This window comes from Streptomyces sp. NPDC003691 (assembly GCF_053981115.1).
Genome location: NZ_JBSFNQ010000035.1, coordinates 1 through 26,513, shown reverse-complemented (window position 1 = coordinate 26,513; position 26,513 = coordinate 1). Strand labels below are relative to the sequence as shown.

Here is a 26,513-nt window from a genome sequence, read left to right as displayed (position 1 = left end):
CTGTCCTTACACCGCGGCCGGGCTGGCCGGGCCGGTCTCGGGGGCCGACGGCGCGGCGGAGGGGGTGGAGTGGATGGTGGCCTTCAGGCTGTCGGCCTCGGCACCGGCGGGCGGCGGCGGGGTGACGGCGGCGATGGCCGTGGTGACGACGCCGGGGGACTCGTCACCGGCCGGCTCGTCCACATCGTTGACGTTGGTGTGGTCCACGACCTGACGGCGCGAGATCACCCAGATCGCGGCGGAGGAGGCCACCAGGAAGACCGCCACGGCGGCGACGCCCCAGTCGCCCTGCTTGGTCACGAACTCGGAGGCGGCGGCGACCAGACCGGCGGCGGGCAGGGTCAGACCCCAGGCCACGAACATCCGGGTGGCGGTGGACCAGCGGACCACACCGCCCTTGCGGCCGAGGCCCGAGCCCATCACGGCACCGGAGCAGGAGTGCGTGGTGGAGAGGGAGAAACCGAGGTTCGACGAGGCGAGGATGACCGTCGCGGCGCTGGTCTGGGCGGCGAAGCCCTGCTGCGGCTGGAGGTCGGTCAAGCCCTTGCCCATGGTGCGGATGATGCGCCAGCCACCGAGGTACGTACCCAGGGCGATGGCGACACCGGCGGAGACGATGACCCACATCGGAGGGTTGGAGCCGGGAGCGAGGATGTCGCCGGCGACCAGGGCCAGGGTGATGACACCCATCGTCTTCTGGGCGTCGTTGGTGCCGTGAGCCAGGGAGACCAGGCCCGCGGAGGCGATCTGACCCGCCTTGTACCCCTTGTCGGTGCTCTTCAGGTCGGTGTTCCGGCCGATGCGGTAGGTCAGCCGGGTGCCGATGTAACCGGCTATACCGGCGACCAGCGGCGCCGCGATGGCCGGGATCAGCACCTTGGTGATCACCGTGCCGCCGTTGACGGAGCTGAAACCGACGGAGGCGACGGTCGCACCGATCAGACCGCCCATCAGGGCGTGCGAGGAGCTGGACGGCAGTCCGACCAGCCACGTCAGCAGATTCCAGAGGATGGCGCCGACGAGCGCCGCGAAGATGACTTCTGGGGTGATGCCTGCCTCGTCGACGATGCCGCTGGAGATCGTCTTGGCGACCTCCACCGACAGGAACGCGCCGACGAGGTTGAGCACGGCGGACATCGCAACCGCGCTCTTGGGCTTCATGGCGCCGGTCGAGATGGTGGTGGCCATCGCGTTGGCGGTGTCGTGGAAACCGTTCGTGAAATCGAACACGAGAGCCGTCACGATCACAATCGCGAGCAGCAGCGTGATGTGTTCCATTTACCCAGGCAATCTTTGGAGGTCAGTGGCTCGCCGAAGGTAGGTAACCTGGGTGAACGGAAGGTGAACTGGGGCCGGACTGGGGGTGACCCCAAGCGGTTCTCATCATTCCGTTTCGGCTTCGGGGGCCCTTTCGGGGGCCTGGATGCCGGGCGCCGCGGCGCCTCGGGGGGCGGAAAGTGCCGTTCATCCGATCTTGCGGTGATATGCATCACGGGAGCCCTGCCCCGCGCATCCGCCGGCTGACAGGATCCCCCCATGACCCAAGCGACCGCACACGCGTCCGACGGCGCTATCGAACAGACCTGGCGGCATCTGGTCGCCACGGCCCGCAGAACGGCGGCGGAGGGGCTCGTGGTGGGCACCTCGGGCAATGTGTCCGCCCGGGTCGGACCGCTGATCCTGGTCACCCCCAGCGGAGTCCCCTACGACCGGCTCACGGACGGTGACATCACCGCCGTCGACCTCGAAGGACGCCGGGTCCTGGGGACCCTCGAACCCACCAGCGAGCTGCCCCTCCATCTGGCGGTCCACCGCTCCCGGGACGTGGGAGCGGTCGTCCATACCCACGCGGCGCACGCCACCGCGGTCTCCACCCTCGTCACCGAGCTGCCGCCGGTCCACTACATGGCGGCCGACCTCGGCGGACCGGTGCGGGTGGCGCCCTACGCGCTCTACGGCTCCGAGGAACTCGCCGCCAAGATGCTCGGGGCGCTGGACGGCCGCCGGGCCTGTCTGCTGGGGAACCACGGGACGGTCGCGGTGGGCGGGACGCTGGACCAGGCGTACGACCGTACGGCACAGCTGGAGTGGATGTGCCGCGTCTGGCTGCTCGCCTCATCCGTCCCCGGGCTCGCCCCACGACTCCTCGGCCCCGAGGAGCTGGCGGAGGCGGGCGGGAAGCTGCGGGGGTACGGCCAGGGGGGCTGACGCCCCGGACGACCCGGGGCCGGCGGCGGGGAGTACGCCCTCCACCCCGGCCTGCACGGACGCCCCGGGGCCGGCGGCCCCGGGGACGTACGCCCTCCGCCCCGGGCAGCCCCGGTGCGGCACCACCCCGGGCCCGCCCCCGGCCCGCCCGGCCGGTCGGCCCGTGCCCCGCCGGGCGGCGCCCCACTGGCAGAGGCGCGCCGGGGTCACCACACTGGAACGGTGCGCCCGGTAACCGCGACGGCCGCCGCCGTCACCACGCTCGCAGGCATCGGCACCGCCGTCGCCGCCGCCCGGCACGCCGTCGACGCCGTGCTCCGCCCCGCGCCCGACCGGGCCCTGCCCGGCGGCGGACGGCTCACCGTCCATGCCGCCGAGCCCGGCCGGATCACGCTCACCCGCAGCCTGGCCTCCCTCCGCCCCGGCCGCTACGGGCTGTCCGGCCCCGGCGTCCATGCCGTCGCCGGACCCGTCCTGGAGGGGCTCTCCCCGTCCCCCGACACCGTCGTCCGCCGCCTCGAATCCGCCGCCCCGCACCCCCCGGCGCGCGGCAGCAAGGTCCGGATGACCCCCCGCCTCCACACCGGCGACCCCGCCGCCGCCTTCGGTATCGCCTACGAGGAGGTCACCGTCCCCGGCGAGCTGGGTCCGCTCCCCGCCTGGTTCGTGCCCGGCGCCCGGGAGACCTGGGTGATCGCGGTCCACGGCCTCGGCGCCACCCGCGAGCACACCCTCAACCTGCTGCCGTTCCTGCACCGCCGCGGACTCCCCGTACTCGCCGTCAGCTACCGGGGCGACCCCGGCGCGCCCCCGTCGCCCGACGGTCTGGGGCACCTCGGCGACACCGAGTGGCGCGATCTGGACGCGGCCCTGCGGTACGCCGCCGGCCGGGGCGCCCGCCGCATCGTGCTCCTCGGCTGGTCCACCGGCGCCACGATGGCCCTGCACACCGCGGCGAACTCCGCCCTCCGCGAGCGGATCACCGGGCTGGTGCTCGACTCCCCGGTACTCGACCAGGAGGCGGCCCTGCGAGCCCTGGCCCGCGCCCGGCACACCCCGTCCCCCCTGGTCCCGCTGCTGGTCCGCGCCGCCCGCGGCCGGGCGGGGCTCTACCGGGACCGGGTCCCGGTCGCCGCCGACGCCCGGTCCGTCCGGGTACCGACCCTGATCTTCCACGGGCCCGGCGACACCGTCGCCCCCTGGGGGCCGTCCCGGGAACTCGCCGCCGCCCGCCCCGAACTGATCACCCTGCGGGCCGTGCTCGACGCCCCGCACGCGGCCATGTGGAACGCCGGGCCCGGCGCCTACGAGGAGGCCCTGCGCCGCTTCCTCACCCCCCTGATGTGACCTCGCCGCACGCCCCGCGGCGCGCCCCGGCACACGCCGTCGCACCGGGCTTCCGCACGGACCGCCGTACCCGCCCCGACCACCTTCCCGGCCCGGTCCGCCCGGTTCCGTTTGGGCTTTCGGCCCGTCAACGGGAAGACTGCTCCCCGTGACGTCCCGAAAGCCTGATGAGCAATTGGCGCGCAACCCCAGACTCCGTCTTGTCCGCCCGCGACCGCTGACCAGCGCACGCAAGGCCGTGACCACCCGGCGCACCCGGCCCGCGCCGAGGCCCCCCGAGGGCACCCCACCCCCGTCCGAACTGGCCCGCCAGGCCCGCGGAGTGCTGTCCGAGGCGGTCCGTATCGCCCGCTGGGCAGCGGCCGTCGACGGTGACGCCGCCGGTACGGTCCCGCTGACCGGCGGTACCGAGGAACGCGCCGCCGCCGCCCTCGCGCTCAGCCTCGACCAGGTCCGCGCGGGCTGGGACCGGGCCCGGCTGGCCGGTCTCGTCGAACTCCACGGAGGCACCGCCCGCCCCGGCTGGCGGCTGCGCGCCTGGGACCGCGACGACATGGCCGTCCTGCGCGGCTGGGTCGCCCTCTTCGACGCCTGGTCGCTGGTGCACCCCGCCCCCGGCGACGTACCGCCCACGGCCGTCGCCGAGGTGGTGGAGGCGGTCCCGCAACTGCTCTCCCTCCTCCAGCTCTCCGCCGGACCGGTGCCGGTGCCCGCACTCCTCGACCTGCTGGAACAGCGGGTCGCCGAACTGCGCGAGGAACGCTGCGAGGTGGCCTGCGCCCCCGGTGCGACCGCCCCGGACACCCTCGCGGAACGGGAGACTCCCGCGGAACGGGACACTCCTGCTGAACCGGGGACCGGAGCCCGCGCGGACGCCCAGGCCGGGCCCGGCGGCACCGCGGGACCCGGCGCCCCCGCCGGACCGGACGTCGTACCGGACACGGGACCGGACGTCGTACCGGATGCCGTCACGGGGCCGGACGTCCGCACCGGACCGGGCGCCGCCGAACCCGTCCCCGCGCTCGCCCCCGCCCCCGTCGCGCTCCTGCTCGACTGGGCCCTCGACGGGCTCGCCGCCGTCGGCGCGCTCACCCTGGACCGGGGCCGCTCCGCCACCCTCACCCCGCTCGGCAACTGGGCGGTCTGGGTCAAGCTGGAGCAGATCTGCGTCGCCGCCCAGAGCCCCGCCGGGAACATCGAGCAGCCCGCCGAGGACATGCTCCGCGGCTGCGCCCGGCTCACCCCCGGGCCCGCCCGCGCCGAGTACCGCGCCTGGCTGGCCGCCCGCACCGTCTCCGGCGCCGTCGCGGAGCTGCTCGCCGTCGCCCGCGGCGAGGACGCCCTGCTGCGCGGACTGGCCTTCGAGGCGCTCCGGGTGGTCGGCGCCCCCGCCGAGTCCGAGGTCCGGTCCGCCGCCGCCGAACCGTCCCTGCGGCCGTACGCCCTGCTCTGGCTCGCCGAGTACGACGGCGTCGACCCCGAGGACGCCCACGACGTCCTCACCCGCGCCGAAGCCACCTGGCTCTGGGTGGACACCGCCGCGGCCGTCGCCGACCACGGGGAGCCCCAGCTGCTGCTGCGCCATCTCGACGCGGCGGTCCAGGGCACCGTGCCCGCCCTGCTGGAGGAGGTCCGCTCCGGCGGCCATCCCCGGACGGTCCAGGTACTGGTCGCCCTTGCCGCCGCCCATCCCGATCCGGCCCTGGCGAAGGCGCTGCGCCGCGCGGCCTTCCAGGTCCACACCGGCGGTGCCTGAACGTTCCGCGACGTTCCCGCCGGGTGCCCCGCACGGGCACCCGGCCCCGGCCCGCGCGGGGCCTGCCGCCCGGCGGGTGCCGCCCCGGCCGGGGCCCGCCCCCGCTCCCGCCGCCTGCCCGGCCCCGCCCGCCCGGGGCGGCAAAAGCACTTGCACACCCCGTTAAACTGGCCCCATGGCCATTCTCCTCGCGCAATAGACGGCGTAGCAGCACCAGACGCCCACCCTCCCGCCGTCCATACCGCCGTTTCTGGAGTCTGTCCGTGATCACCGCTTCCGGCATCGAGTTGCGCGCCGGCGCCCGCATCCTCATCGAGTCCGCCAGCTTCCGTGTCGCCAAGGGCGACCGCATCGGTCTCGTCGGCCGCAACGGCGCCGGGAAGACCACCCTCACCAAATGCCTCGCGGGCGAGGGCGTCCCGGCCGGCGGCACCATCGCCCGGTCCGGCGAGGTCGGCTACCTCCCGCAGGACCCCCGCACCGGCGATCTCGACATCCTCGCCCGTGACCGCATCCTCTCCGCCCGTGAGCTGGACACCGTGCTCCGGCGGATGCGGGAGAACGAGGAGCGGATGGCGAACGGCAAGGGCGCCACCCGCGAGAAGGCGATGAAGAAGTACGAGCGCCTGGAGACCGAGTTCCTCACCAAGGGCGGGTACGCCGCCGAGGCCGAGGCCGCGACCATCGCCTCCGCGCTGGGCCTGCCCGACCGGGTGCTCGGCCAGCCGCTGCACACCCTCTCCGGCGGCCAGCGCCGCCGGGTGGAGCTGGCCCGGATCCTCTTCTCGGACGCCGACACCCTCCTCCTCGACGAGCCGACCAACCACCTCGACGCCGACTCCATCGTCTGGCTCCGCGAGTACCTGAAGACCTACCGCGGCGGTTTCATCGTCATCTCCCACGATGTCGACCTGGTCGAGACGGTCGTCAACAAGGTCTTCTACCTCGACGCCAACCGCGCCACCATCGACGTCTACAACATGGGCTGGAAGCTCTACCAGCAGCAGCGCGAGGCCGACGAGAAGCGCCGCAAGCGGGAGCGCCAGAACGCCGAGAAGAAGGCCGCCGCGCTGAACGCCCAGGCCGACAAGATGCGTGCCAAGGCCACCAAGACGGTCGCCGCGCAGAACATGGCCCGGCGGGCCGAGCGGCTGCTGGCGGGGCTGGAGGACGCCCGGATGGCCGACAAGGTCGCCAAGCTCCGCTTCCCCGAGCCCGCGCCCTGCGGAAAGACCCCGCTGCGGGCCGAGGGCCTCTCCAAGTCGTACGGCTCCCTGGAGATCTTCACCGATGTCGACCTTGCGATCGACAAGGGCTCCCGGGTCGTCATCCTCGGTCTGAACGGCGCCGGCAAGACCACCCTGCTGCGGCTGCTCGCCGGGGTGGAGAAGCCCGACACCGGCGAGGTCACCCCCGGTCACGGTCTGAAGCTCGGCTACTACGCCCAGGAGCACGAGACCCTCGACCCCGAGCGCACGGTCCTGGAGAACATGCGCTCCTCCGCGCCCGACCTCGACCTGGTCGAGGTCCGCAAGACCCTGGGCTCGTTCCTCTTCTCCGGTGACGACGTCGACAAGCCCGCCGGGGTGCTCTCCGGCGGCGAGAAGACCCGGCTGGCCCTGGCGACCCTGGTGGTCTCCGCGGCCAATGTGCTGCTGCTCGACGAGCCCACCAACAACCTCGACCCGGCGAGCCGCGCGGAGATCCTGGGCGCCCTGCGCACCTACAAGGGCGCGGTCATCCTGGTCACCCACGACGAGGGCGCGGTGGAAGCACTGGAACCGGAGCGGATCATTCTGCTGCCGGACGGTGTCGAGGACCTGTGGGGTGCCGACTACGCGGACCTGGTGGCTCTCGCCTGAGCACCGGCGGGCCCGCCGGGCGTGGACCGCGCCCGCTCGGGGGCGTCGGCGGTGATCACTTCCGTATGGATCATTCGGCCCACGGGTGATCCGTCATCTGAGTGAGACGCTCTGGTACCCCGGTGTGGTTGCTGGTGGGGGAGTGGTTTTTGCACCCGCCCCCCGCCGGGGGTCTTACGTCTCCCTGTGCACCCGTTCTGACCTGCCAACTCTTCCGGAATCCGGCTTCCGGGCCGGGCTCCGGAGGGTCTCGGATCCGGGATTCCGGGCGACTGGACGCGGCTTTGCACGGCAAAGGTCGTCCCATGGACCTTGCCGAATGGGTGGCCAGGAAGCCTGCAAGGGGTGATCATGAGAAGTCCAGAGCGCACTTCCCATGAGGAGGCACGGGTGGCCGAGACTCTGAAGAAGGGCAGCCGGGTTACCGGCGCCGCGCGCGACAAGCTCGCGGCAGACCTGAAGAAGAAGTACGACTCCGGTGCGAGTATCCGGGCGCTGGCCGAAGAAACCGGCCGCTCCTATGGATTCGTCCACCGGATGCTGAGTGAGTCCGGAGTCACGTTGCGCGGACGCGGCGGGGCGACCCGGGGCAAAAAGGCCGCATCGGCCTGACGCTCCGCGGCGCTCGTCCGTGGAAAGCGCCTTTACGGCCCTCACGGCCCGGCCCGTCTTCGCGCCGTACGCGCGGTGGTGACGGGCCCGTCGAGAGCGGGCGTGCCGGAGCCGGTCGGGGTCGGTACCCCGGTCGGCAGGGTGTGCACCCGGCCGGATTCCCTGGTCGGCCGGGTGGTTACTGTGCGGTCGCTTAGTCTAGCGTGGTCCGCACCGTGTCCCACCCGTACCGGAGGCGCCCCATGACTACGCCGGAGACTGTGCGTCGGCCCGCCGCCGACACCGTGCTGGAGCAGGACGGAGTCCGGCTCCGGATCGACGGCGCGGTCGCGACGGTGGCGCTGGTCCGCCCGGAGAAGCGGAACGCCCAGTCACCCGCCATGTGGCGGGCGCTGGCGCTGGCCGGACGCTCCCTGCCGGGCGCGGTCCGGGTCGTGGTGCTGCGCGCCGAGGGCCGTTCCTTCTCCGCGGGGCTCGACCGGCAGGCGTTCACCCCCGAGGGCTTCGAGGGCGAACCGTCCTTCCTGGACCTGGCGCGCAGTGACGATGCCGCGCTGGACGCGGCGATCGCGGAGTACCAGGAGGCGTTCACCTGGTGGCGGCGGGCCGACCTGGTCTCCGTCGCCGCGGTGCAGGGCCATGCCATCGGTGCGGGCTTCCAGCTCGCCCTCGCCTGCGATCTGCGGATCGTGGCCGAGGACGTGCAGTTCGCGATGCGCGAGACCAGCCTCGGGCTGGTGCCCGATCTGACCGGCACCCATCCCCTGGTGTCCCTGGTCGGCTATGCCCGGGCCCTGGAGATCTGTGCCACCGGCCGCTTCGTCCACGCCGAGGAGGCCGAGCGCACCGGCCTGGCCAATCTCGTCGTACCCGGAACCGAACTGGACTCGGCGGTCGCCGATCTGACGACCGCGCTGCTGGCCGCGCCGCGGGACGCCGTCGTGGAGACGAAGGCCCTGCTCCAGGGCGCGGCCACCCGCTCGTACGAGGACCAGCGCACCGCCGAGCGGGCCGCCCAGGCCCGCCGGCTGCGCGATCTGGCGGGCCTCGGCGACTGAGGGCCGTCGGGCCGGGCCGACGGGCAGCGGCGGCGCGGGCCGGGCGGGTGCCGCCTGCCGTACGGCCGTAACCAGCGCACATCCTCACCGGCCGGTGGTGCGCCTGTCCGCCGTGCGGCGACGGGCCTAGTGATCCCGCTGCCGGGGCCCCGGGGCCGGTGACGTTCCCCGGGGCGGAACCGGCGGGGCCGGCGCCCCCGGGCGAGGTGCCGGGCCTCAGTTCCCGGCTGCCGCGGACGGCGGGTGCACCGCCGTGATCAGGACGGACACCGGGAGGTCCGCCGCCCCGGCGGACAGGGCCGCGCGGACCGCGCGGACGACCGTCAGGGGCCGGTGACCGGCGGCCACCGCGAACTCCACCGACTGCCCGCGGGCCGTCCGGCGCACCGGACGGCCCAGCACCCCGGTCAGTCCGGCCACCCCCGCCACCGCCGCGACCGCTTCCTCCGCCGGATCCCCGGGAGGCACCGTGACCGGCGGGGCCGTCCCGCTCCGCCCGGACCGGGCTTCCGCTTCCGTTTCCTCCTCCGCCGGGTCGAGCAGGCTCGCCATCCGCAGATCGGCCGCGGCGACCTCCAGGTCCAGCGCCTCCGCCGCCGTGAGCAGGGCGTCGCGCAGGGCGGCGGCCAGTTCGGGCAGCGGCGCGCGCTCCAGCGCCGTCCGCGCCACCGCGACCTCCCCGTCGATCCGCAGCGGCCCGTGCGGCAGCGCTCCGGGCGGCGCCGGCACCGGGGCGCCGACCGCCGACGAGGGGTCGTCGAGGGCGAGCCGCAGCCCCGGCGCGCCCCGGCGGGACCCGATCAGCCGTACCCCGGAGATCCGGTCCGCCGCCCGCTCCAGCGCCGCCCGGGCGGCCTGCTCCGTCAGCCAGGCCCCGTCCCCGGCGGGTCCCAGCGGGAGGATCCGGCCCAGGGCGAGCCGCCCCCGTACCGCGTCGGCAGTGGTCATGGGCCCAGCCTGCCGTACCCCCGGCGCATAACCGGGCATTCGCCCTTAGTGTGGATCGAAAGGGTGCATTCCGGAATGGGTGCGGCCGTGCCGTGCGGAACGGCACACCGGTCCTTCGACCGCCGCGCCCGGCACCGTAGGCAGGGGCCTGGAGAGGACACCGGCATGAGTGACACCGCAACCAGTGGAACGGGCTCGGGCGGCGAGCCGCGGAGGACGTCCGTCACCAAGCGCGGCGGCGGCGACCCCGGTTCCCGGGGCCGTACCACCATCTCGGACGGTGTCGTCGAGAAGATCGCGGGGCTCGCGGCCCGTGATGTGGTCGGCGTCCACGCGATGGGCAGCGGTCTCTCCCGTACCTTCGGCGCGGTTCGCGACCGGGTGCCGGGCGGTGGCCGGGCCAGTGTGACCCGGGGGGTGAACGCCGAGGTCGGGGAGGTGCAGACGGCCCTCGACCTGGAGATCGTGGTCGACTACGGCGTGTCGATCTCCGATGTCGCCCGCGCGGTGCGGGAGAACGTGATCTCCGCGGTGGAGCGGATGACGGGCCTCGAAGTCGTCGAGGTCAATATCGCCGTCAGCGATGTGAAGCTCCCCGAGGAGGAGGAAGAGGAGCCGGAATCGCGGCTCCAGTAGCCGCCCGCTCCGGGGCCTGACCCCGGTGGCGGCGGGTCGGAGACGAAGGAGCTGATGATGAGGATGTCCGCGGTCGGCCTGCTGGCCGGCATGGCACTCGGCTTCGCCGGGTACTTCGGTGGCTTCGGGGCGTTCCTGCTGATCGCCGCGCTCGGCGCGGTGGGTTTTGTGGCGGGCCGCTTCCTGGACGGCGATCTGGAACCCGGCGACTTCTTCCGGGGCCGTGAGCGCGGCGACCGGACCCGGTGACGCGGGTGGCCGGTGACGACCGGGGCGGCCCCGGCGGTCCCGTGGCTCCGGGTGGTACCGGCCCGCGCGGCCCCGTACCGCCCCGCGGCCGCGACGGCGGTCCGGACGACGACGCCCGCGGGGCCGCCGGTGTGCCGGGGGCCCCGGGGCGGGTTCCCGCGGGCGACCGGGGTGCCACCGTCATCGCCGAGCGGGTGGTCGCCAAGATCGCCGCACAGGCCGCGCGGGAGGCGATCGGCCGCGTACCCGAGGGCGGTTCCGCGCCGCACGCGGGAGTCGTGGTGCACCGGGACGCCGCCCGGGTCCGCATCAGTCTCGACCTCGGCTACCCCTCCGACATCGGACGGCAGTGCGGTGCGGTACGCCGCCATGTCGTCGCACGGGTCAACTCGCTGACCGGAATGGACGTTCCCGAGGTGGACGTATCCGTGGAGAGACTGCTTCCGGCACATCCGCGCGGCGCGGCGGAGCGTGGGGTCCGGTGAGCGCGCACGCCTCCGGCCCCGGACCGGTCCCGGCCGACGGCCCCGGCGCCCCGCCCCCGCCCGGCGCGCCCGCCGCCGGTGCCCGCCGCTTCTGGTCCGTACGACGCCTTCCGGCGGGTCTGCTGGCCCTGGTGGTCCTCGGCGCCGCGGGGCTGCTCCTCTACGACGTCGCGGCGGTACGCGCCGGACGCCCGGCCATGGCCTGGCGGCGGGAGGCCGCGGACTGGCTCGCGACGACCCGGCTCGACTCCACCTGGGCCATGGCCGGTGCCGCGGTCGCGGCCGCCGTCGGACTCTGGCTGCTGCTGATGGCCCTCGCCCCCGGGCTGCGCTCACTGCTGCCCATGCGCCGCGACGCCGACCCCGGCGCGCCCGGCCCGGTCCGGGCCGGGCTGACCCGGGACGCGGCCGCCCTGGTGCTCCGGGACCGGGTACTGGAGGTGGCCGGGGTGCGGTCGGCCCGGGTCCGGGTGGGGCGCCGCAAGGCATCGGTACGGGTGGGCGCCCACTTCCGCGACCTCGACGACGTCCGGGCCGATGTGGAGACCGCCCTGGCGGACGCCGTCGGCGAACTCGGCCTGGCGAAACCGCCGGTGCCGTCGGTACGGGTGGTGCGGCCGCCCCGGAAGAAGAGATGAGACCGGCATGCTGCGGACGGTGAACCGGGTGGCGCTGGGCCTGGCCGGACTGGTGCTGCTGGCGGCCGGGGGCGCGGCTCTCGCGGCGGGCGCCGGGCTCTCCGTACCGTCCTGGTGGCCGTGGTACGGCCCCGGCGACGTACTGCTGAGCACGGCCGACCGGGAGCGGTGGCGGGCGGACGGCTGGTGGCCCGCCACCATCGCGGTCCTCGCCGTCCTGGCCGTCGCAGCGCTCTGGCTGCTCCTCGCCCAGCTGCGGCGGGCCCGTATCGGCGAACTCGCCGTGGCCGCGGGAACCGACGGCGACGGCGAGGCCGCCCGGCTGCGGGGACGGGCGCTGGAAGGGGTGATGGAGGGGGAAGCGGAATCGCTGGAGGGCGTACGGCGGGCCAGTGTCAGACTGCGCCGGCGCCGGGGCGGCGCTCCCGAGGCCCGGGTCGGGCTCCTGCTGGAACCGCACGCGTCCCCGGTCCGCACCCTGCGGACCCTGACCTCGGAGGCCGTGGCCCATGCCCGGACCTCGACGGGTCTCCCGGAGCTGCGCACGGAGTGCCGCCTCCGCGCGGCGAAGCACGGCCCGCGCCGGGTCTCCTGACCCGGCGGCGTACACCGTCCGCACCGTACAAGCCGTGTACGCGGGTGCCGTAGGCGCCGTACGGCACCGGGCCGGGCGCGGGCGGCCGCGTCGTGGGTGATGCCGAGGGCGATCAGCTCCTCGGTGTACGTCCACGCAGGTGCCCGGATGCCCGGACCTGCGAGGGACGCGTGCGCCACCCCCGAGGTGCCGGACCCGCCCGTGCCGGCCCCTCGGGCCGCCCGCCCCGGCCGCCGTGCCCGCAGCGGCTAGAAACCCCGCCGCGCGCCGCCGTCCACCGGGAGCATCACGCCCGTGAGATAGGAGGCGGCCGGGGAGAGGACGAACGCCGCGACCCGGCCGAACTCCTCCGGGGTGCCGTACCGCCGCAGCGGGATGCGCGACTCGTTGCCCGCCCGTGCCGTGTCCGCGTCGCCCGTCAGCGAGTCCAGCTCCCGGACCCGGTCGGTGTCGATGCGCGAGGGCAGCAGGCCGACGACCCGGATGCCCCGCGGGCCGACCTCGTCCGCCAGGGACTTGGCGAAGCCCGCGAGCCCGGGGCGCAGTCCGTTGGAGACGGTCAGACCCGGGATCGGCTCATGGACGGAACCGGAGAGGACGAAGCCGACGACACCGCCGTCACCGAGGACCCCGACGGACGCCCGGGCGAGCCTGACCGCGCCGAGGAACACCGTCTCGAACGCGGTACGCCACTGCTCGTCCGTATTGTCCGCGGCCGAACCCGGCGGCGGACCGCCGACGCTGATCAGCACCCCGTCGACCCGCCCGAAGTGCGCCCGGGCCGCCGCCAGCAGCCGCTCCGCGCCGTCCGGGTCGGCGTTGTCGACGGCGACGCCCACCGCGTCCGGCCCCAGCTCGGCGGCCGCGTCCAGCACGGTCTTCTCGTCCCGCCCGGAGACCACCACCTTCGCGCCCTCCGCCACCAGCGCCCGGGCGGAGGCGTTGCCGAGCCCCCGGGAGCCGCCGGTGACGACGTACACACGGTCCTTCAGTCCAAGATCCATGCCCCTATCCTCCCGTGTCCTCGTCCGCCAGCGCGAGGGCGGTGGTCACCAGGGCGATATGGCTGAAGGCCTGCGGGAAGTTGCCCAACTGGCGGCCCGCCACCGGGTCGTACTCCTCGGCGAGCAGCCCCACGTCGTTGCGGAGCGTCAGAAGGTGCTCGAACAGCTCCCGTGCCTCGGCGGTCCGGCCCGTCATCCGCAGGGCGTCGGCCAGCCAGAACGAGCAGGCCAGAAAGGCGCCCTCGGCTCCGGGGAGCCCGTCGACCGAAGCCCCCTCGGTGCTGTAGCGGCGGACCAGGCCGCCGTGCGCGCCCAGCTCGGCGCGGACCGCGTCGACGGTGCCCACGACCCGGGGGTCGTCCGGGGGCAGAAAGCCGACCCGGGGGATCAGCAGGGTCGCCGCGTCCAGCTCCCGGGAGCCGTAGTACTGGGTGAAGGTGTTGCGCACCGGGTCGTACCCCTTCTCGCAGACCTCCCGGTGCACCTCGTCCCGCATGGTCCGCCACCGGGCGACGTCGCCGCGGAGCGAAGGGTCGGCCTCCAGGGTCCGGACGGCCCGGTCCGCCGCCACCCAGGCCATGACCTTGGAGTGGACGAAGTGCTGCCGGGGCCCCCGTACCTCCCACAGCCCCTCGTCCGGCTCCCGCCACTTGGACTCCAGGAATCCCAGCAGGCTGAGCTGGATGAACCAGGTATGCCGTTCGCCCGGAATGCCCTGCTGTGCGGCGAGGTAGAGGGAGTCCATCACCTCGCCGTAGACATCGAGCTGGAGCTGGTCGACGGCCGCGTTCCCGGTCCGTACGGGGGTGGAGCCGGCATAGCCGCCGAGCCAGCCCAGCTCCGTCTCGGGCAGCCGGCGCTCCCCGCCGAGCCCGTACATGATCTGGAGGTCCGCCGGATCGCCCGCCACCGCCCGCAGCAGCCAGTCCCGCCAGGCCGCCGCCTCCTCCTTGTACCCCGCGGCGAGCAGGGCTTCGAGCGTGAGGGTGGAGTCCCGCAGCCAGCAGTAGCGGTAGTCCCAGTTCCTTACGCCGCCGAGCTCCTCCGGCAGGGAGGTGGTGGGCGCGGCGACGATACCGCCGGTGGGGGCGTAGGTGAGGGCCTTCAGGGTGATCAGTGAACGGACCACCGCGTCCCGGTAGCGGCCCGCGGCCCGGCAGGAGTCCGACCAGCGGGCCCAGTCCGAGAGGCTGCACCGCAGCGCCTCGTAGGGGTCGATGAGATCGGGCCGCTGCTCGTGGGAGGGATGCCAGCTCAGGACGAACGCCACCCGTTCGCCCTCGCCGACGGCGAACGACGACACCGTGCTGAACTGCTGCCCCCAGGTACGGACCGGGGGTTCGCTGCGCAGCCAGACCGAATCGGGGCCCGCGACCGCCACCCGGTGATCGTCCGAGCGGCGCATCCAGGGCACGATCGAACCGTGGTCGAAGCGGAGCCGCAGTACGGACTCCAGCTCGACGGTCCCGCTGACGCCCTCCACGATCCGCATCACATCGGGTGTGATGTCCCGCTGCGGCATGAAGTCGGTCACCGTCACCGTGCCGGTGCGGGTCTCCCAGCGGGTTTCGAGGACCAGCGAGTCCCCGAGGTAGCGGCGTGAGGTGCACCGTTCGGAGCCCTTGGGGGCGATGCGCCAGTGACCGTTCTCCTTGTCGCCGAGGAGTGCGGCGAAGCAGGCACCGGAGTCGAAGCGCGGCAGACAGAGCCAGTCGACGGAGCCGTCGGTGCCGACGAGCGCCGCGGTCTGGAGATCGCCGATGAGGGCGTAGTCCTCGATGCGTAGGGTCACGTGACGCGTGTTCCCGTTGCGTACGACGGTCAATCAGGCGGGCGCGAGGGGCACACGCGGCGCATGAGGCATGAGGCAGGCGGCAGGCCGGACGCCGGACCGGAAGGCCGGACGGGCAGGAACGGGGCTCAGGCGTTCGCGGACGCGCTGGGCTCTTCCGCGCCCTCGGGCGCTCCGGCCCCGGTACCGGTCCCCGGACCGGCGCTCTCCCCGGCCGCCGGGGACACTCCGGGGCCGTCGGACTTCCCCGCTTCCGCGGCCTCCCCGGCCCCCTCGGATTCCCCGGCCGTGCCCGCTTCCGCCGCCTTGGCCGCCGCCTCGCGCCGGTCGCGCAGCTCGCGGCGGACCAGGATCACCCATCCGACCGGCACGGCCGCGGTGAACAGCCACCACTGGACGGCGTACGCCATATGAGCGCCGATGGAATCGTGGTCGGGGGAGTGGACCGGCTTGGGGCTGCCGCCCGCGGGCTCGGGGCCGGTCAGCTCCAGATAGCCGCCGAGTACCTGCTTGCCCAGCAGCTCCGCCTGCTGCTCGCTGTTGATCAGCATCACCTGGCGGGGCGGCAGACCGGCCAGGTCCTTGATACCGCTCGCCTTCGTGGTCTCGTCGGCCTTGAGCCGGCCGGTGACGGTCACCGTGCCCCGGGGCGGGGCGGGGACCTCGGGGAAGGCCTTGGGGTCGCCGGGCGACGGCACCCAGCCGCGGTTGACCATGACGACCCGGCCGTCCCGGAGGACCAGCGGGGTCAGTACGTGGTACCCGACCCGCTCGTCGGCGTCGGTACGGAGGCGGACGACGACCTCGCCCGAGGTGTCGAAGGTCCCCGTGGCGGTGATCCGGCGCCAGTAGTCCGCACGGGGGACCCGGTGGCCGGGGGAGGTCAGCTCGGTGACCGGGACCGGTGCGGCCTCCAGGTTCCGGGCGATCAGCGCGTTCTGCTCGACCCGGCGTTCATGGCGGTGGAACTGCCAGAAGCCCAGCTCGATCATCACGGGGATGAGGACGAGGCCGATGAGGGTGAGGCTCACCCACTGCCGGGTGAACAGGAAGCGGTACACGGATCGACGGTACCTGCCGCCCCCGCCGCGCCCGGCGGTGGGTCCCCTCTCGGGGCGGCGGGCGGGGGCAGCGGCCAGGAGGGGGAGAACGGTGGTGGCGGTGCGTGCGGGGGTGCCGGGACCGGCCCGCCCCCGTCGTACCCCCGGGCCTCCCTGCCGCTCAGACCCGGTCGACGATGCCGACCCGGCCCTCCGCGCGGGCGCAGTGCGCGCCGCAGTACCAGTGGCCGTCCGCCTCGACGCCCTGCCCGATGACCTGCACCCGGCAGTGTTCGCAGATCGGCGCCATCCGGTGGATCGCGCAGGCGAAGCAGTCGAAGACGTGCACCGCGCCCTGCGCATGCACCTCGAACGACATCCCGTACTCGTTACCGCAGACCTCGCAACGTGCCATGGGGCACAGCGTGCGGGGCAGGGGCCGCCGATCGCGGTGCGGCACGCCCGGCCGTCACCCGACTGCGCCCCCGGGCCGCTCCGGGCCCGAAGCCGCCGGGCCGTCCGCCGGGGCGACGTCCCGCAGCAACTGGGTGAACGCGGCCTCGTCGAGGACGGGGGTGTCGTACGCCTTTGCCCTGGCCGCCTTGGAGGTGACCGAATCCGGGTCGTTGGTCACCAGCAGACTGGTCAGCCGGGAGACACTGCCCGCGATATGCAGACCGGCGTCGAACGCCCGGTCCTCCAGCAGCTCGCGGTCGACGGAGGTGTCACCGGAGAACGCCACCCGCATCCCCTGCTTCAGCGGCTGCCCCGCCACATACCGCCCGGGGTTCGGATAGGGGCAGGCGGGCCGCTTCCGGGACGGGCGCCAGCTGCCGTACGAGCCGTACGAGGCGGAGCCCGGCGGCCGGTGCCCGTACGACGGCTGGTGGCCGATGCGCGGGCTCGCCGGGGAGTCCGCCCACTCGGTGAGCGGACGGCACTCGAGGAGCGGCAGCCGCATCCCGTCCCGCGCGGCCGCGCGCAGACTGGGCCGGAAGGCCTCCGCCAGCACCCGGGCGTCGTCCAGCGCGTGGTGGGCGCGCTGCTGGACCACGCCGAAGTGCGCCGCCAGCGACTCCAGTTTGTGATTGGGCAGCGGCAGCGCCAGCTCCTTGGCGAGCGCGATGGTGCAGAGTCTCCGGCGCACCGGGGCGGTGAGCCCCGCCCGGGCGTACTCCCGGGCGATCATGGACCAGTCGAAGAGGGCGTTGTGGGCGACGAGCACCCGGTCCGCGAGCCGCTCCGAGAAGGCCCCCGCGATCTCGGTGAAGAGCGGGGCGTCCGCCAGCACCTCGCTGGTCAGCCCGTGGATCCAGACCGGGCCCGGGTCCCGCTCCGGATTGACCAGGGTGTACCAGTGGTCCTCCACCTCGCCCCGGGCGTCCAGCCGGTAGACGGCGGCGGAGACTATCCGGTCGTCGCGGGCGAGTCCGGTGGTCTCCACATCGACCACCGCATACCCCTCGGGGTATGCGGTGGGCCAGGTCTCCGCTGTCGCCGCGCTGTCGTCGAGCATGGTCACAGAGAATACGGCCCGCCACCGACAGTCCCCGCGCCACTCCTCGGATGCCCCCGCCCCCGCCCCGATCCGCCTGCCCCGCGCGCCCCTTACGCCCCCTCAGGCCCGCCGGTGCCGCGGCGCGGGGCCGTGCCGCGGCACCGGCGGGCGGTCGACGGGTGGTCGGCGGGCGGTCCGGTTGGCGGTCCGGTTGGCGGAACCCGCCAAAGCTTGCTGACAATCCGTCTCGCATACTTGTCGGTAACACCGTCTAGCCCCGCCCCGCGGACCGCATCTACGGTGCACCCATGCCGAACCTGCCCGATGTCGTGCTGTGGTCGATACCGGCCTTCGTGCTGCTCACGGCGGTGGAGCTGGTCGCCGTCCGGCTCCGTCCCGACGACCGGGCGGCCGGCTACGAGACCCGGGACGCCGTCACCAGCGTGAGCATGGGCCTCGGCAGCATCGCCTTCGACTTCCTCTGGAAGATCCCGGTCGTCACGGTCTACACGGCGGTGTACGAACTCACCCCGGCGCGCACCCCGGTGCTCTGGTGGACGCTGCCGCTGATGCTGCTCGCCCAGGACTTCCTCTACTACTGGTCCCACCGGGGCCACCATGTGGTGCGGATCCTCTGGGCCTGCCATGTGGTCCACCACTCCAGCCGGAAGTTCAACCTGACCACCGCCCTGCGCCAGCCGTGGACCACCTGGACGGTGTGGCCGTTCTATCTCCCGATGGTCGCCCTCGGGGTGCACCCGGCGGCGGTGGCCTTCTGCTCGTCGGTCAATCTCGTCTACCAGTTCTGGGTGCATACGGAGCGGATCGGGCGGCTGCCCCGGCCCTTCGAGTACCTCCTGAACACCCCCTCGCACCACCGGGTGCACCATGCGTCCCAGGGGAGCTATCTGGACCGGAACTTCGGCGGCATCCTCATCGTCTGGGACCGGCTCTTCGGCTCCTTCGCGGCCGAGACCGAGCGGCCCGTCTACGGGCTCACCAAGAACATCGACACCTGCAACCCGCTGCGGGTCGCCACACACGAGTACGCGGCCATCGCCCGCGACCTGAGGGCGGCGTCCTCCTGGCGCGAGCGGGCGGGGAGGCTGCTGCGCGGCCCGGGCTGGCAGCCCGCGCCCCGGCCTGAACCGGCGGCCGCACGGCCCGGGACCGCGGTGCCGGACGCCGAACCCTCCAGGGCCGCCGCGCCCGGGGCCGTACCGCCGGGGGCCGCCGTGCCCGCGCCCGGGGCCGTACCGCCCCGCCCGGAACCGGCCGCCCCCGCCGGACATGCTCGCCCGCCCGCCCCCACCGCCCCCGAAACCCCCGCAGGACGTGCCGCGTGACCACCGATCAGCTCCGTACGGCGACCCTTCCGCCGACCTCCCGCGCCGTACTCGCCGCCCGGGTCCTCACCGCCGCCTTCGCCCTGGCGCTCCTGGCCGACCTCGGCTCCCTCCTCGCCGGTGCCGAGGCCGGGCACCGGATCGCCAAGCCCCTGCTGATGCCGCTGATCGCGGCCCTGGTGCTGGTACGGGGCGGCCCCCGGCTGCTGGTGGTGGCGCTGCTCTTCGGCTGGGGCGGGGACGTGTTCCTGCTCTCCGGCGCGGAGTGGGCCTTCCTGACCGGAATGGGCTCCTTCGCCGTGGGGCACCTCTGCTATCTGGCGCTCTTCGCCGCGGTCCGCGGCGGCGCCGCGCCGGCGCGCTGGACCGGACCGGTCTACGGCACCGCCCTGGTGGTCCTCGTGGTGCTGCTCTGGCCCGGCCTCCCGGCCGAACTGCGGGTGCCCGTCGCCGGATACGCGGCGCTGCTCACCACGATGGCCTGGCGGTCGGCCGCGCTCGGCCCGCTCGCCGGGGTCGGCGGCGCGCTCTTCCTCGTCTCCGACCTGATCATCGCCACCGGCGTCGCCGACTGGCCGCAGCTTCCCGCGCCCGACTTCTGGATCATGCTGCTCTACAGCGCGGGACAGCTGCTGCTGGCCCTCGGGGTGCTCTCGGCGACGGGCCGGCCGGCCGGTACGGCCCCGGACGAGATCACCGCCCCGGACGCGGCCGCCGCTCCGGCCGGGGACGCGGAGACGGCTCCCACCCCGGCCGAGCCCCCGACCACGAACACGGCCCCGAACACGGCCGCGCCGCGCCGCTAGCGCCCGGGAGCTCCCCCTCGGAGCGCGGGCAGGAAAACACGAAGGAGGGCCGGACGGATCGTCCGGCCCTCCTCGCCGTCGTCGGACGGCGGCCGCCCGGCGGGTGGATCACCCGCCGCGCGGCCGGTGGATCAGCGGCGCACCGCGTCGAGCGCGTCGGTGACGCCCTCGCCGTAGAAGCCGTTCTTCCGGGTGTCGCCCTCGCAGACCGCGTCCACGACACCGTCGTTGTTGATGTCGTACGGGTTGGTGCAGGCGCGGTCGTCGGCCTGCCCGTACAGCAGCCCCTTCACCAGCGCCGGCGGGGCCCACGGGTACTTGGACTTGATGAGCGCCGCGACACCCGCGACATGCGGGGAGGCCATCGACGTACCGGCCTTGTAGCCGAACTTGCCGCCGGGCAGCGTCGACAGGATCCGGCCGTCGACCGCCGGGCCGTCGGGCGCCTGGAAGCGGGTGCCGTCACCGCCGGGCGCGGAGATGTCCACCACACCGTTGCCGTAGTTCGAGAACGACGACTTCAGGCCCTTGGCGCCCAGCGAGGAGACCGTCACGACCCCCGGCAGCTGGGTGGGGATGTCCAGGCACTCGCTCGGGTTGATCACCCGGCTGCCCGGAGTGGTGTCGTTGGGGCTCGTGGTGTCCGTCAGGGAGTCCGCGGCCAGGTCCATCCGGGAGTTGCCGGCGGCGGCCACGTTGACCGTGCCCCTGCGCTCGGCGTAGCGGGTGGCCCGGGTGACGGCCTCGACCAGGGCGCCCTGGTCCGGGTCGTTCTTGCAGTTGAACAGCCACGGGTCGATGTAGTAGCTGTTGTTGGTGATCTGGGCGCCGTTCTCGGCGGCCCAGACGAACCCGCAGACGACGGACTCGGTGTAGAAGAAGCCGTCCGGGTTGGACACCTTGATGCCGGAGACCTTCACGCCGGGGGCGACACCGGTGACGCCGACGCCGTTCTTGGCCGCGGCGACGGTGCCCGCGACATGCGTGCCGTGGTCCGACTCGGTGGGACCCGGCCGCCAGGAGCCCGGGGTGGTGTCCGGCTTGCCGGTGACACAGTTGGCCGAGGAGCGGACGTCGAAGTTCGGCGCCAGGTCCGGGTGGGTGTCGTCGACACCCGTGTCGATCACGGCGACCGTGACCTTCTTGCTGCCCAGGGTGCGCTCATGGGCCTGGTCCGCCTTGATGGCGGGCAGGCTCCACTGCAGCGGCTCCAGCGGGTCCTCACCCTCGACGGCGGCCGCGGCCGCCTCCTTCGCCTCGGCGGCGGTCAGCGGCCGCTCCGAGTCGATCGCGGTGTCCAGGGCGGGGGCGATCGGAGCGGTACGGGAGGCACCGGCCGACTCGACACCGCGGGCCTTGCGGATGGTCTCCGCGAAGGCCGGGTTCTGCGAGTGGACGACGATCACGCCTATCTGGTCGTAGGCGATGACGATGGTGCCGCCGGCCGCGGCTATCGCCTTCTTGACCGACTTGGCGTGGCCGTAGCCGCCCTTCACGTTCACCACGTACGACAGCTTGGGACCGTCGGTCGCCGCCGGAACCGCGGCCGCCGTGCCGCCCGCGTCGGCCGCCGAAGCGGACCCGGCCGGAAGGAAGCCGAGGGTGGCGGTCAGCGCCAGACCCGCGGTCAGGGCCGTCGCACGCTGCCGTCTGGATCCCGGAAGAGCCATGGGTTCTCCACATCTTCGAGTAGGTGCCGGAGCACTGCCGTCCGCCTCGCGGTACCCGGAGTACCGGTAGGCGGGTACATGACCAGTGAAACTAGCGCTGATCTTGGTCGTCATCAATGTGTTCGAACCGACAATCCGCGGAGCGGACCAAAAACGACCGAAGTTGAACCCGCCCGGCGTGCTCTCCGTGCCGTTGGCAGGAGGTGGAGCACCATCGAACCGCCCCCTGACCCAAGGAACAAAGGACCGCTTTGAGCAGCCTGTCCCCCTCGACGACCCCGGCGTCAACAGGAGAGTCCGTGACCACCGACGCACCGCCGCCGCTCAGCAAAACCTCCCCGCGCCCCGCCCAGCCCCCCACCACCGAGCAGTTCATCGAGGCCCAGGAGAGCCCGGACTTCACCGAGCTGCGGCACTCCTACCGCTCCTTCGCCTTCCCGCTGACGATCGCCTTCGTCGCCTGGTACCTGCTCTATGTGCTGCTGTCGAACTACGCGGGCGGCTTCATGGGCACCAAGCTCTTCGGCAACATCAACGTCGCCCTCGTCCTCGGCGTCGCCCAGTTCGCGACGACCTTCCTCATCGCCTGGTGGTACGCGCGGCACGCCGCCCGCGTCCTCGACCCGCGGGCCGAGGCCATCAAGGCCCGGATGGAGGGCGGCGCATGAGCCCGGCACCGTCCCCGTCCCTGACCCTCGCCGCCGCGGGTGCGGCCACCGAACACCGGCCGCTGATCATCACCCTGTTCGGTCTCTTCGTGGTCGCCACCCTGATCATCACGGTCTGGGCTGGCCGGCAGACCAAGAGCGCCGCCGACTTCTACGCAGGCGGACGGCAGTTCACCGGCTTCCAGAATGGACTCGCCATCTCCGGCGACTACATGTCCGCCGCGTCCTTCCTCGGTATCGCCGGTGCCATCGCCCTCTTCGGCTACGACGGCTTCCTCTACTCCATCGGCTTCCTCGTCGCCTGGCTGGTCGCCCTGCTGCTGGTCGCCGAACCCCTGCGCAACTCCGGCCGGTTCACCATGGGCGACGTCCTCGCCTACCGGATGCGCCAGCGCCCGGTCCGCACCGCCGCGGGCACCTCCACCATCGTGGTGTCCATCTTCTATCTGCTCGCCCAGATGGCCGGGGCGGGCGTCCTGGTCTCGCTGCTGCTGGGCATCACCACCGACACCGGCAAGGTGCTGATCGTCGCCCTCGTCGGCATCATCATGATCCTCTACGTCACCATCGGCGGTATGAAGGGCACCACCTGGGTCCAGATGGTCAAGGCGGTCCTGCTGATCGCCGGAACCCTGCTGATCACCTTCCTGGTGCTGCTCAAGTTCAACTTCAACATCTCCGACCTGCTCGGCACCGCCGCCGAGAAGAGCGGACACGGCGCCGCGTTCCTGGAGCCGGGGCTGAAGTACGGCGCCACCGGCACCTCCAAACTCGACTTCATCTCGCTCGGCATCGCCCTGGTCCTCGGCACCGCAGGACTGCCGCACATCCTCATCCGCTTCTACACCGTTCCCACCGCACAGGCCGCCCGCAAGTCCGTCCTCTGGGCGATCGGCATCATCGGCGGCTTCTATCTGATGACCATCGCCCTCGGCTTCGGCGCCGCCGCCATCGTCGGCCAGACCGAGATCACCGAGTCCAACAAGGCGGGCAATACGGCCGCCCCGCTGCTCGCCCTCCATCTCGGCGGCACCGACTCGACGGGCGGGGCGATCCTGCTCGCCGTCATCTCCGCAGTCGCCTTCGCGACCATCCTCGCCGTCGTCGCCGGCCTGACCCTCGCCTCCTCGTCCTCCTTCGCCCACGACATCTACGCCAATGTCATCCGCAAGGGACAGGCCACGGAGAAGGAGGAGGTACGGGCGGCCCGCTGGGCCACCGTCGCCATCGGCGTCGCCTCCATCGCGCTCGGCGCCCTCGCCCGCGATCTGAACGTCGCCGGACTCGTCGCGCTCGCCTTCGCCGTCGCGGCCTCGGCGAACCTGCCGACGATCCTCTACAGCCTGTTCTGGAAGCGGTTCACCACCCAGGGCGCGCTCTGGTCCATCTACGGCGGTCTGATCTCCTCCGTCGTCCTGGTGATCTTCTCGCCGGTCGTCTCCGGCAAGCCCACCTCGATGTTCAAGAACGCCGACTTCTACTGGTTCCCGCTGGAGAACCCGGGCCTGGTGTCCATCCCGCTCGGCTTCCTCCTCGGCTGGCTGGGCTCGGTCCTGACGAAGGAGAAGCCCGACCGCGGCAAGTACGCCGAACTGGAGGTCAAGTCCCTCACCGGAGTCGGCGCCCACTGAGCGCCCGGCGCCCCGGTCGCACCGCCCCGGCGAGCCCCCACCGGAGACGGACCGTGACCGGACGGCGACCGTACGCGGCCGCGCCGCAGCCCTCGGGGCGCGGCCGCACCTCCTCCGGCCCCTCCGCAGCACCGGTCCCGCCGGTCCCGCCGGACCCCTGGCGTAGGCTCGGACGCATGACCGGCGGCCCCGCGGCCCCGGCATACGTCCCATGTCCGTCTCGTCGGGGGAGGAGACCGACCGTGCTCGCCGACACCTACGGCCGGGTGGCCACGGACCTCAGGGTCTCGCTGACCGACCGGTGCAACCTGCGCTGCACCTACTGCATGCCCGAGGAGGGGCTGCGGTGGCTGCCCAAACCCGAGCTGCTCACCGACGACGAGATCGTCGCGCTGGTCCGGATCGCCGTCACCCGGCTCGGAATCACCGAGGTCCGCTTCACCGGCGGCGAGCCCCTGCTCAGACCGGGCCTCACCGGCATCGTCGAGCGGTGCGCCGAACTCACCCCCCGCCCCCGGATCTCCCTCACGACGAACGGCATCGGCCTCGCCCGGACCGCCGCGGCCCTCCACGCCGCCGGTCTCGACCGGGTCAACGTCTCCCTGGACACCCTGCGCCCCGAGGTCTTCCGGACCCTCACCCGCCGGGACCGCCACCACGACGTCCTGGCCGGGCTGGCAGCCGCCCGGGCCGCCGGGCTCACCCCGGTCAAGGTCAACGCCGTCCTGATGCCCGGGCTCAACGACGACGAGGCGCCCGCCCTGCTGGCCTGGGCGATGGACCACGGCTACGAACTCCGGTTCATCGAGCAGATGCCGCTCGACGCCCAGCACGGCTGGCAGCGCGACGGCATGATCACCGCCGGGGACATCCTCGCCTCCCTCCGGACCCGCTTCGACCTCACCCCCGAGGACCGGGGCGACCGCGGCTCCGCGCCCGCCGAACGGTGGACCGTCGACGGCGGCCCGCACCGCGTGGGAGTGATCGCCTCGGTCACCCGCCCCTTCTGCGCCGCCTGCGACCGCACCCGGCTCACCGCCGACGGCCAGGTGCGCACCTGTCTGTTCGCCCGCGAGGAGACCGATCTGCGCGGCGCGCTGCGCTCGGGCGCCTCCGACGAGGAGACGGCCCGGCTCTGGCAGCGGGCGATGCTGGGCAAGAAGGCGGGTTCGGGGCTCGACGATCCGGAGTTCCGCCAGCCGGAGCGCCCGATGTCGGCCATCGGCGGCTGACCGGCTGCACCGGGCGGCCGACCGGGCCGGGGAGCGTACGGAGCCGACGCCACCCCGGCGTACCCGGGCCGCGCGGGGTCAGTCCTCCGCGCCCGGCCGGGCGTGCCACTCCGCCAGCGTCACGACCTCCTTCAGGAAGCCGCGGACCGCCAGGAACTGCGACAGATGCTCCCGGTGCTCCTCGCAGGCCAGCCAGGTCTTGCGGCGCTCGGGCGTATGCAGCTTCGGGTTGTTCCAGGCCAGCACCCAGACCGCCGCCGTACGGCAGCCCTTGGCCGAGCAGATGGGGTTCTCGTCGTTCACCGGGTCGATAAGCACCGGTTTATTGTCCACTCACAGCGACGCCGAGCAGCCACGGGGGGAGCTGCCCGGCGTCGGTCCGTCGCCCCGACGGGGGATGCGGAGCGCCTAGGCAGTATGCCACGGGCAACGGCCCCCGGGGCACCGGAACTTGAACTATTGATCCGACGTTTTCCCGGCCGTTGCCGCGCCTTGGCCCGCCGGCTCCCCGGTGTTCTCTGCGCTCTCAGGGTGCCCCGGGTTTTGCACGGGCCCGGCCCCGAGCATCGGCCGGGCGGTTGCCACCACAAAGGTGGAGGGCAGGGAGGGGGGCCTCTCCCGGCCCGCGTTCGCGATCACCACGGCCACGTACGGGAGTAGCATCCCGAGCACGATGGCGACGACCGCCACCGGCCGCTCGACGTTCCACAGGACGGCCGCGGCCACGAACGACACCGTCCGGACCGACATGGAGATCACATAGCGGCGCTGCCGCCCCCGGACGTCCTCGGCCAGCCCCTGCCGGGCCCCGGTGATCCGGAAGACCTCCGCACCCACCCGCTGCCGCATCACATGCCACCGCCCGATCGTCCGCGGAACGCTCCCCGGTCCCGCCGTCCACCACGGTACGCCCGGCCCCCGGGGCACGTACCACCGGGGGAAGCCGGGAGATAGCCCGACATGCGCCATTTGGTGCAAAGGCCGAGAATGGCGGCGTACCTGCTCACGCAGAGCCTGACGAGGAGGCAGCCATGGGCTGGTTGTGGGCGATCATCGTGGGATTCGTGCTGGGCCTGCTGGCGAAGCTGGTCCTGCCCGGCAAGCAGCATCTCCCCTTGTGGCTCGCCACCATCTGCGGCATCGGTGGCGCCGTGATCGGCAACTGGATCGCGGCCGGACTCGGAGTCGCGGAGACCGCCGGCATCGACTGGAGCCGCCATGCGTTCCAGCTGGTGGCCGCCGTCATCCTGGTCTTCCTGGGCGACCGGGCCTGGGTGGCGATGAAGGGCAGACAACACGCCTGACACAGGGCTCCACCGGAACCGGGAGCCCGCGCCGGAACCGGGTTCCCCCACCCCGGGGGACGAGCCGGTGACCACGTTGACCACGCCCGGCGGCACCCCGGCCGCCGCCAGTGCCGCCGCCATCCGGA

General features: G+C 73.4%; 27 protein-coding genes. 17 read left to right on the top strand and 10 right to left on the bottom strand.

The features are described 5' to 3' along the window. Positions 1-6 precede the first annotated feature (6 nt). Positions 7-1,278, bottom strand: coding sequence for an inorganic phosphate transporter (locus ACWDR0_RS18215; protein WP_456352696.1), 1,272 nt, complete (start codon positions 1,276-1,278; stop codon positions 7-9). A gap of 258 nt (positions 1,279-1,536) precedes the next feature. Here ACWDR0_RS18215 and ACWDR0_RS18210 point away from each other — a divergent pair, with 258 nt between their 5' ends. From ACWDR0_RS18210 to ACWDR0_RS18185, 6 genes are all read left to right on the top strand, one after another. Beyond that, on the top strand, positions 1,537-2,208 hold the full coding sequence (locus tag ACWDR0_RS18210) for a class II aldolase/adducin family protein (RefSeq protein ID WP_456352695.1): 672 nt from the start codon (positions 1,537-1,539) through the stop codon (positions 2,206-2,208). A 222-nt stretch (positions 2,209-2,430) separates the two neighbouring features. Continuing rightward, complete coding sequence (locus ACWDR0_RS18205) at positions 2,431-3,555, top strand: alpha/beta hydrolase (protein WP_456352694.1); 1,125 nt, start codon at positions 2,431-2,433, stop codon at positions 3,553-3,555. Positions 3,556-3,703: 148 nt separating this feature from the next. Continuing rightward, positions 3,704-5,311, top strand: coding sequence for a hypothetical protein (locus ACWDR0_RS18200; protein WP_456352693.1), 1,608 nt, complete (start codon positions 3,704-3,706; stop codon positions 5,309-5,311). Positions 5,312-5,574: 263 nt separating this feature from the next. Further along, positions 5,575-7,173, top strand: coding sequence for an ABC-F family ATP-binding cassette domain-containing protein (locus ACWDR0_RS18195; protein ID WP_456352692.1), 1,599 nt, complete (start codon positions 5,575-5,577; stop codon positions 7,171-7,173). Positions 7,174-7,563: 390 nt separating this feature from the next. Then, entirely contained in the window at positions 7,564-7,785 is a 222-nt protein-coding gene (locus tag ACWDR0_RS18190) for a helix-turn-helix domain-containing protein (RefSeq protein WP_006123601.1), read from the top strand. Positions 7,786-8,027: 242 nt separating this feature from the next. Continuing rightward, positions 8,028-8,843, top strand: a complete 816-nt coding sequence (locus ACWDR0_RS18185) for an enoyl-CoA hydratase/isomerase family protein (protein WP_456352691.1) — start codon at positions 8,028-8,030, stop codon at positions 8,841-8,843. Between the two features lie 216 nt (positions 8,844-9,059). Here ACWDR0_RS18185 and ACWDR0_RS18180 read toward each other — a convergent pair whose 3' ends face one another. Beyond that, positions 9,060-9,791 carry a hypothetical protein gene (locus ACWDR0_RS18180; RefSeq protein WP_456352690.1) on the bottom strand — a complete coding sequence of 244 codons (732 nt, stop codon included), beginning with the start codon at positions 9,789-9,791 and terminating at the stop codon, positions 9,060-9,062. A 165-nt stretch (positions 9,792-9,956) separates the two neighbouring features. On the opposite strand from ACWDR0_RS18180, the gene ACWDR0_RS18175 reads away from it, so the two are divergent. The 5 genes from ACWDR0_RS18175 to ACWDR0_RS18155 all read left to right on the top strand — a co-directional run bounded on the left by ACWDR0_RS18175 (position 9,957) and on the right by ACWDR0_RS18155 (position 12,394). Then, complete coding sequence (locus ACWDR0_RS18175) at positions 9,957-10,427, top strand: Asp23/Gls24 family envelope stress response protein (protein WP_456352689.1); 471 nt, start codon at positions 9,957-9,959, stop codon at positions 10,425-10,427. Positions 10,428-10,484: 57 nt separating this feature from the next. Then, the gene (locus ACWDR0_RS18170) at positions 10,485-10,676 is read left to right on the top strand and encodes a hypothetical protein (protein ID WP_456352737.1); all 192 of its coding nucleotides are present in this window, start codon (positions 10,485-10,487) and stop codon (positions 10,674-10,676) included. Positions 10,677-10,807: 131 nt separating this feature from the next. Further along, positions 10,808-11,161: an Asp23/Gls24 family envelope stress response protein gene (locus tag ACWDR0_RS18165; RefSeq protein WP_456352736.1), complete on the top strand. Its 354-nt coding sequence runs from the start codon at positions 10,808-10,810 to the stop codon at positions 11,159-11,161. Then, entirely contained in the window at positions 11,158-11,799 is a 642-nt protein-coding gene (locus tag ACWDR0_RS18160) for a DUF6286 domain-containing protein (RefSeq protein ID WP_456352688.1), read from the top strand. The genes ACWDR0_RS18165 and ACWDR0_RS18160 overlap by 4 nt, the downstream gene beginning before the upstream one ends. 7 nt (positions 11,800-11,806) lie before the next feature. Then, positions 11,807-12,394, top strand: a complete 588-nt coding sequence (locus ACWDR0_RS18155; RefSeq protein WP_456352687.1) for an alkaline shock response membrane anchor protein AmaP — start codon at positions 11,807-11,809, stop codon at positions 12,392-12,394. 248 nt (positions 12,395-12,642) lie between these two features. Here the strand turns inward: ACWDR0_RS18155 and ACWDR0_RS18150 are convergent, their stop codons facing one another. The 5 genes from ACWDR0_RS18150 to ACWDR0_RS18130 all read right to left on the bottom strand — a co-directional run bounded on the left by ACWDR0_RS18150 (position 12,643) and on the right by ACWDR0_RS18130 (position 17,752). Beyond that, positions 12,643-13,398 (bottom strand): SDR family oxidoreductase, encoded by a 756-nt coding sequence (locus tag ACWDR0_RS18150; protein ID WP_456352686.1) that lies wholly within the window; start codon positions 13,396-13,398, stop codon positions 12,643-12,645. A gap of 4 nt (positions 13,399-13,402) precedes the next feature. Then, positions 13,403-15,190 (bottom strand): glycoside hydrolase family 15 protein, encoded by a 1,788-nt coding sequence (locus ACWDR0_RS18145; RefSeq protein ID WP_456352685.1) that lies wholly within the window; start codon positions 15,188-15,190, stop codon positions 13,403-13,405. Positions 15,191-15,318: 128 nt separating this feature from the next. Beyond that, positions 15,319-16,251, bottom strand: a complete 933-nt coding sequence (locus tag ACWDR0_RS18140; RefSeq protein ID WP_456352684.1) for an SURF1 family cytochrome oxidase biogenesis protein — start codon at positions 16,249-16,251, stop codon at positions 15,319-15,321. A gap of 160 nt (positions 16,252-16,411) precedes the next feature. After that, on the bottom strand, positions 16,412-16,645 hold the full coding sequence (locus tag ACWDR0_RS18135; protein ID WP_146479429.1) for a hypothetical protein: 234 nt from the start codon (positions 16,643-16,645) through the stop codon (positions 16,412-16,414). Between the two features lie 54 nt (positions 16,646-16,699). Then, on the bottom strand, positions 16,700-17,752 hold the full coding sequence (locus ACWDR0_RS18130) for a DEDDh family exonuclease (protein ID WP_456352683.1): 1,053 nt from the start codon (positions 17,750-17,752) through the stop codon (positions 16,700-16,702). A gap of 284 nt (positions 17,753-18,036) precedes the next feature. Between ACWDR0_RS18130 and ACWDR0_RS18125 the strand changes: the two genes are divergently transcribed. Further along, positions 18,037-19,074: a sterol desaturase family protein gene (locus ACWDR0_RS18125; RefSeq protein ID WP_456352682.1), complete on the top strand. Its 1,038-nt coding sequence runs from the start codon at positions 18,037-18,039 to the stop codon at positions 19,072-19,074. Continuing rightward, the gene (locus tag ACWDR0_RS18120; protein ID WP_456352681.1) at positions 19,071-19,880 is read left to right on the top strand and encodes a lysoplasmalogenase; all 810 of its coding nucleotides are present in this window, start codon (positions 19,071-19,073) and stop codon (positions 19,878-19,880) included. Before ACWDR0_RS18125 ends, ACWDR0_RS18120 begins: the two co-directional genes overlap by 4 nt. A gap of 131 nt (positions 19,881-20,011) precedes the next feature. Here the strand turns inward: ACWDR0_RS18120 and ACWDR0_RS18115 are convergent, their stop codons facing one another. Beyond that, positions 20,012-21,550, bottom strand: a complete 1,539-nt coding sequence (locus tag ACWDR0_RS18115) for a S8 family peptidase (RefSeq protein ID WP_456352680.1) — start codon at positions 21,548-21,550, stop codon at positions 20,012-20,014. A 299-nt stretch (positions 21,551-21,849) separates the two neighbouring features. On the opposite strand from ACWDR0_RS18115, the gene ACWDR0_RS18110 reads away from it, so the two are divergent. From ACWDR0_RS18110 to moaA, 3 genes are all read left to right on the top strand, one after another. Continuing rightward, positions 21,850-22,218, top strand: coding sequence for a DUF485 domain-containing protein (locus ACWDR0_RS18110; protein ID WP_456352679.1), 369 nt, complete (start codon positions 21,850-21,852; stop codon positions 22,216-22,218). Then, positions 22,215-23,849 carry a solute symporter family protein gene (locus tag ACWDR0_RS18105; protein WP_456352678.1) on the top strand — a complete coding sequence of 545 codons (1,635 nt, stop codon included), beginning with the start codon at positions 22,215-22,217 and terminating at the stop codon, positions 23,847-23,849. Before ACWDR0_RS18110 ends, ACWDR0_RS18105 begins: the two co-directional genes overlap by 4 nt. A 242-nt stretch (positions 23,850-24,091) precedes the next feature. After that, a complete protein-coding gene (gene moaA / locus ACWDR0_RS18100; RefSeq protein WP_456352677.1) occupies positions 24,092-25,081 on the top strand; it encodes a GTP 3',8-cyclase MoaA in 990 nt (329 codons plus the stop codon). A gap of 78 nt (positions 25,082-25,159) precedes the next feature. Here moaA and ACWDR0_RS18095 read toward each other — a convergent pair whose 3' ends face one another. Together ACWDR0_RS18095 and ACWDR0_RS18090 are read right to left on the bottom strand one after the other, a co-directional pair. Then, on the bottom strand, positions 25,160-25,399 hold the full coding sequence (locus ACWDR0_RS18095; RefSeq protein ID WP_456352676.1) for a hypothetical protein: 240 nt from the start codon (positions 25,397-25,399) through the stop codon (positions 25,160-25,162). A 138-nt stretch (positions 25,400-25,537) separates the two neighbouring features. After that, on the bottom strand, positions 25,538-25,930 hold the full coding sequence (locus ACWDR0_RS18090) for a DUF3099 domain-containing protein (RefSeq protein ID WP_456352675.1): 393 nt from the start codon (positions 25,928-25,930) through the stop codon (positions 25,538-25,540). Positions 25,931-26,112: 182 nt separating this feature from the next. Here ACWDR0_RS18090 and ACWDR0_RS18085 point away from each other — a divergent pair, with 182 nt between their 5' ends. Continuing rightward, positions 26,113-26,385 carry a GlsB/YeaQ/YmgE family stress response membrane protein gene (locus tag ACWDR0_RS18085; RefSeq protein WP_456352674.1) on the top strand — a complete coding sequence of 91 codons (273 nt, stop codon included), beginning with the start codon at positions 26,113-26,115 and terminating at the stop codon, positions 26,383-26,385. Positions 26,386-26,513: the final 128 nt, after the last annotated feature.

Coding starts and splice junctions, on each gene's coding strand:
- ACWDR0_RS18215 (WP_456352696.1), bottom strand. CDS start 1,278: ATGGAACACATCACGCTGCTGCTCGCGATTGTGATCGTGACGGCTCTC.
- ACWDR0_RS18210 (WP_456352695.1), top strand. CDS start 1,537: ATGACCCAAGCGACCGCACACGCGTCCGACGGCGCTATCGAACAGACC.
- ACWDR0_RS18185 (WP_456352691.1), top strand. CDS start 8,028: ATGACTACGCCGGAGACTGTGCGTCGGCCCGCCGCCGACACCGTGCTG.
- ACWDR0_RS18180 (WP_456352690.1), bottom strand. CDS start 9,791: ATGACCACTGCCGACGCGGTACGGGGGCGGCTCGCCCTGGGCCGGATC.
- ACWDR0_RS18175 (WP_456352689.1), top strand. CDS start 9,957: ATGAGTGACACCGCAACCAGTGGAACGGGCTCGGGCGGCGAGCCGCGG.
- ACWDR0_RS18170 (WP_456352737.1), top strand. CDS start 10,485: ATGAGGATGTCCGCGGTCGGCCTGCTGGCCGGCATGGCACTCGGCTTC.
- ACWDR0_RS18155 (WP_456352687.1), top strand. CDS start 11,807: ATGCTGCGGACGGTGAACCGGGTGGCGCTGGGCCTGGCCGGACTGGTG.
- ACWDR0_RS18150 (WP_456352686.1), bottom strand. CDS start 13,398: ATGGATCTTGGACTGAAGGACCGTGTGTACGTCGTCACCGGCGGCTCC.
- ACWDR0_RS18135 (WP_146479429.1), bottom strand. CDS start 16,645: ATGGCACGTTGCGAGGTCTGCGGTAACGAGTACGGGATGTCGTTCGAG.
- ACWDR0_RS18125 (WP_456352682.1), top strand. CDS start 18,037: ATGCCGAACCTGCCCGATGTCGTGCTGTGGTCGATACCGGCCTTCGTG.
- ACWDR0_RS18115 (WP_456352680.1), bottom strand. CDS start 21,550: ATGGCTCTTCCGGGATCCAGACGGCAGCGTGCGACGGCCCTGACCGCG.
- ACWDR0_RS18105 (WP_456352678.1), top strand. CDS start 22,215: ATGAGCCCGGCACCGTCCCCGTCCCTGACCCTCGCCGCCGCGGGTGCG.
- ACWDR0_RS18090 (WP_456352675.1), bottom strand. CDS start 25,930: ATGCGGCAGCGGGTGGGTGCGGAGGTCTTCCGGATCACCGGGGCCCGG.
- ACWDR0_RS18085 (WP_456352674.1), top strand. CDS start 26,113: ATGGGCTGGTTGTGGGCGATCATCGTGGGATTCGTGCTGGGCCTGCTG.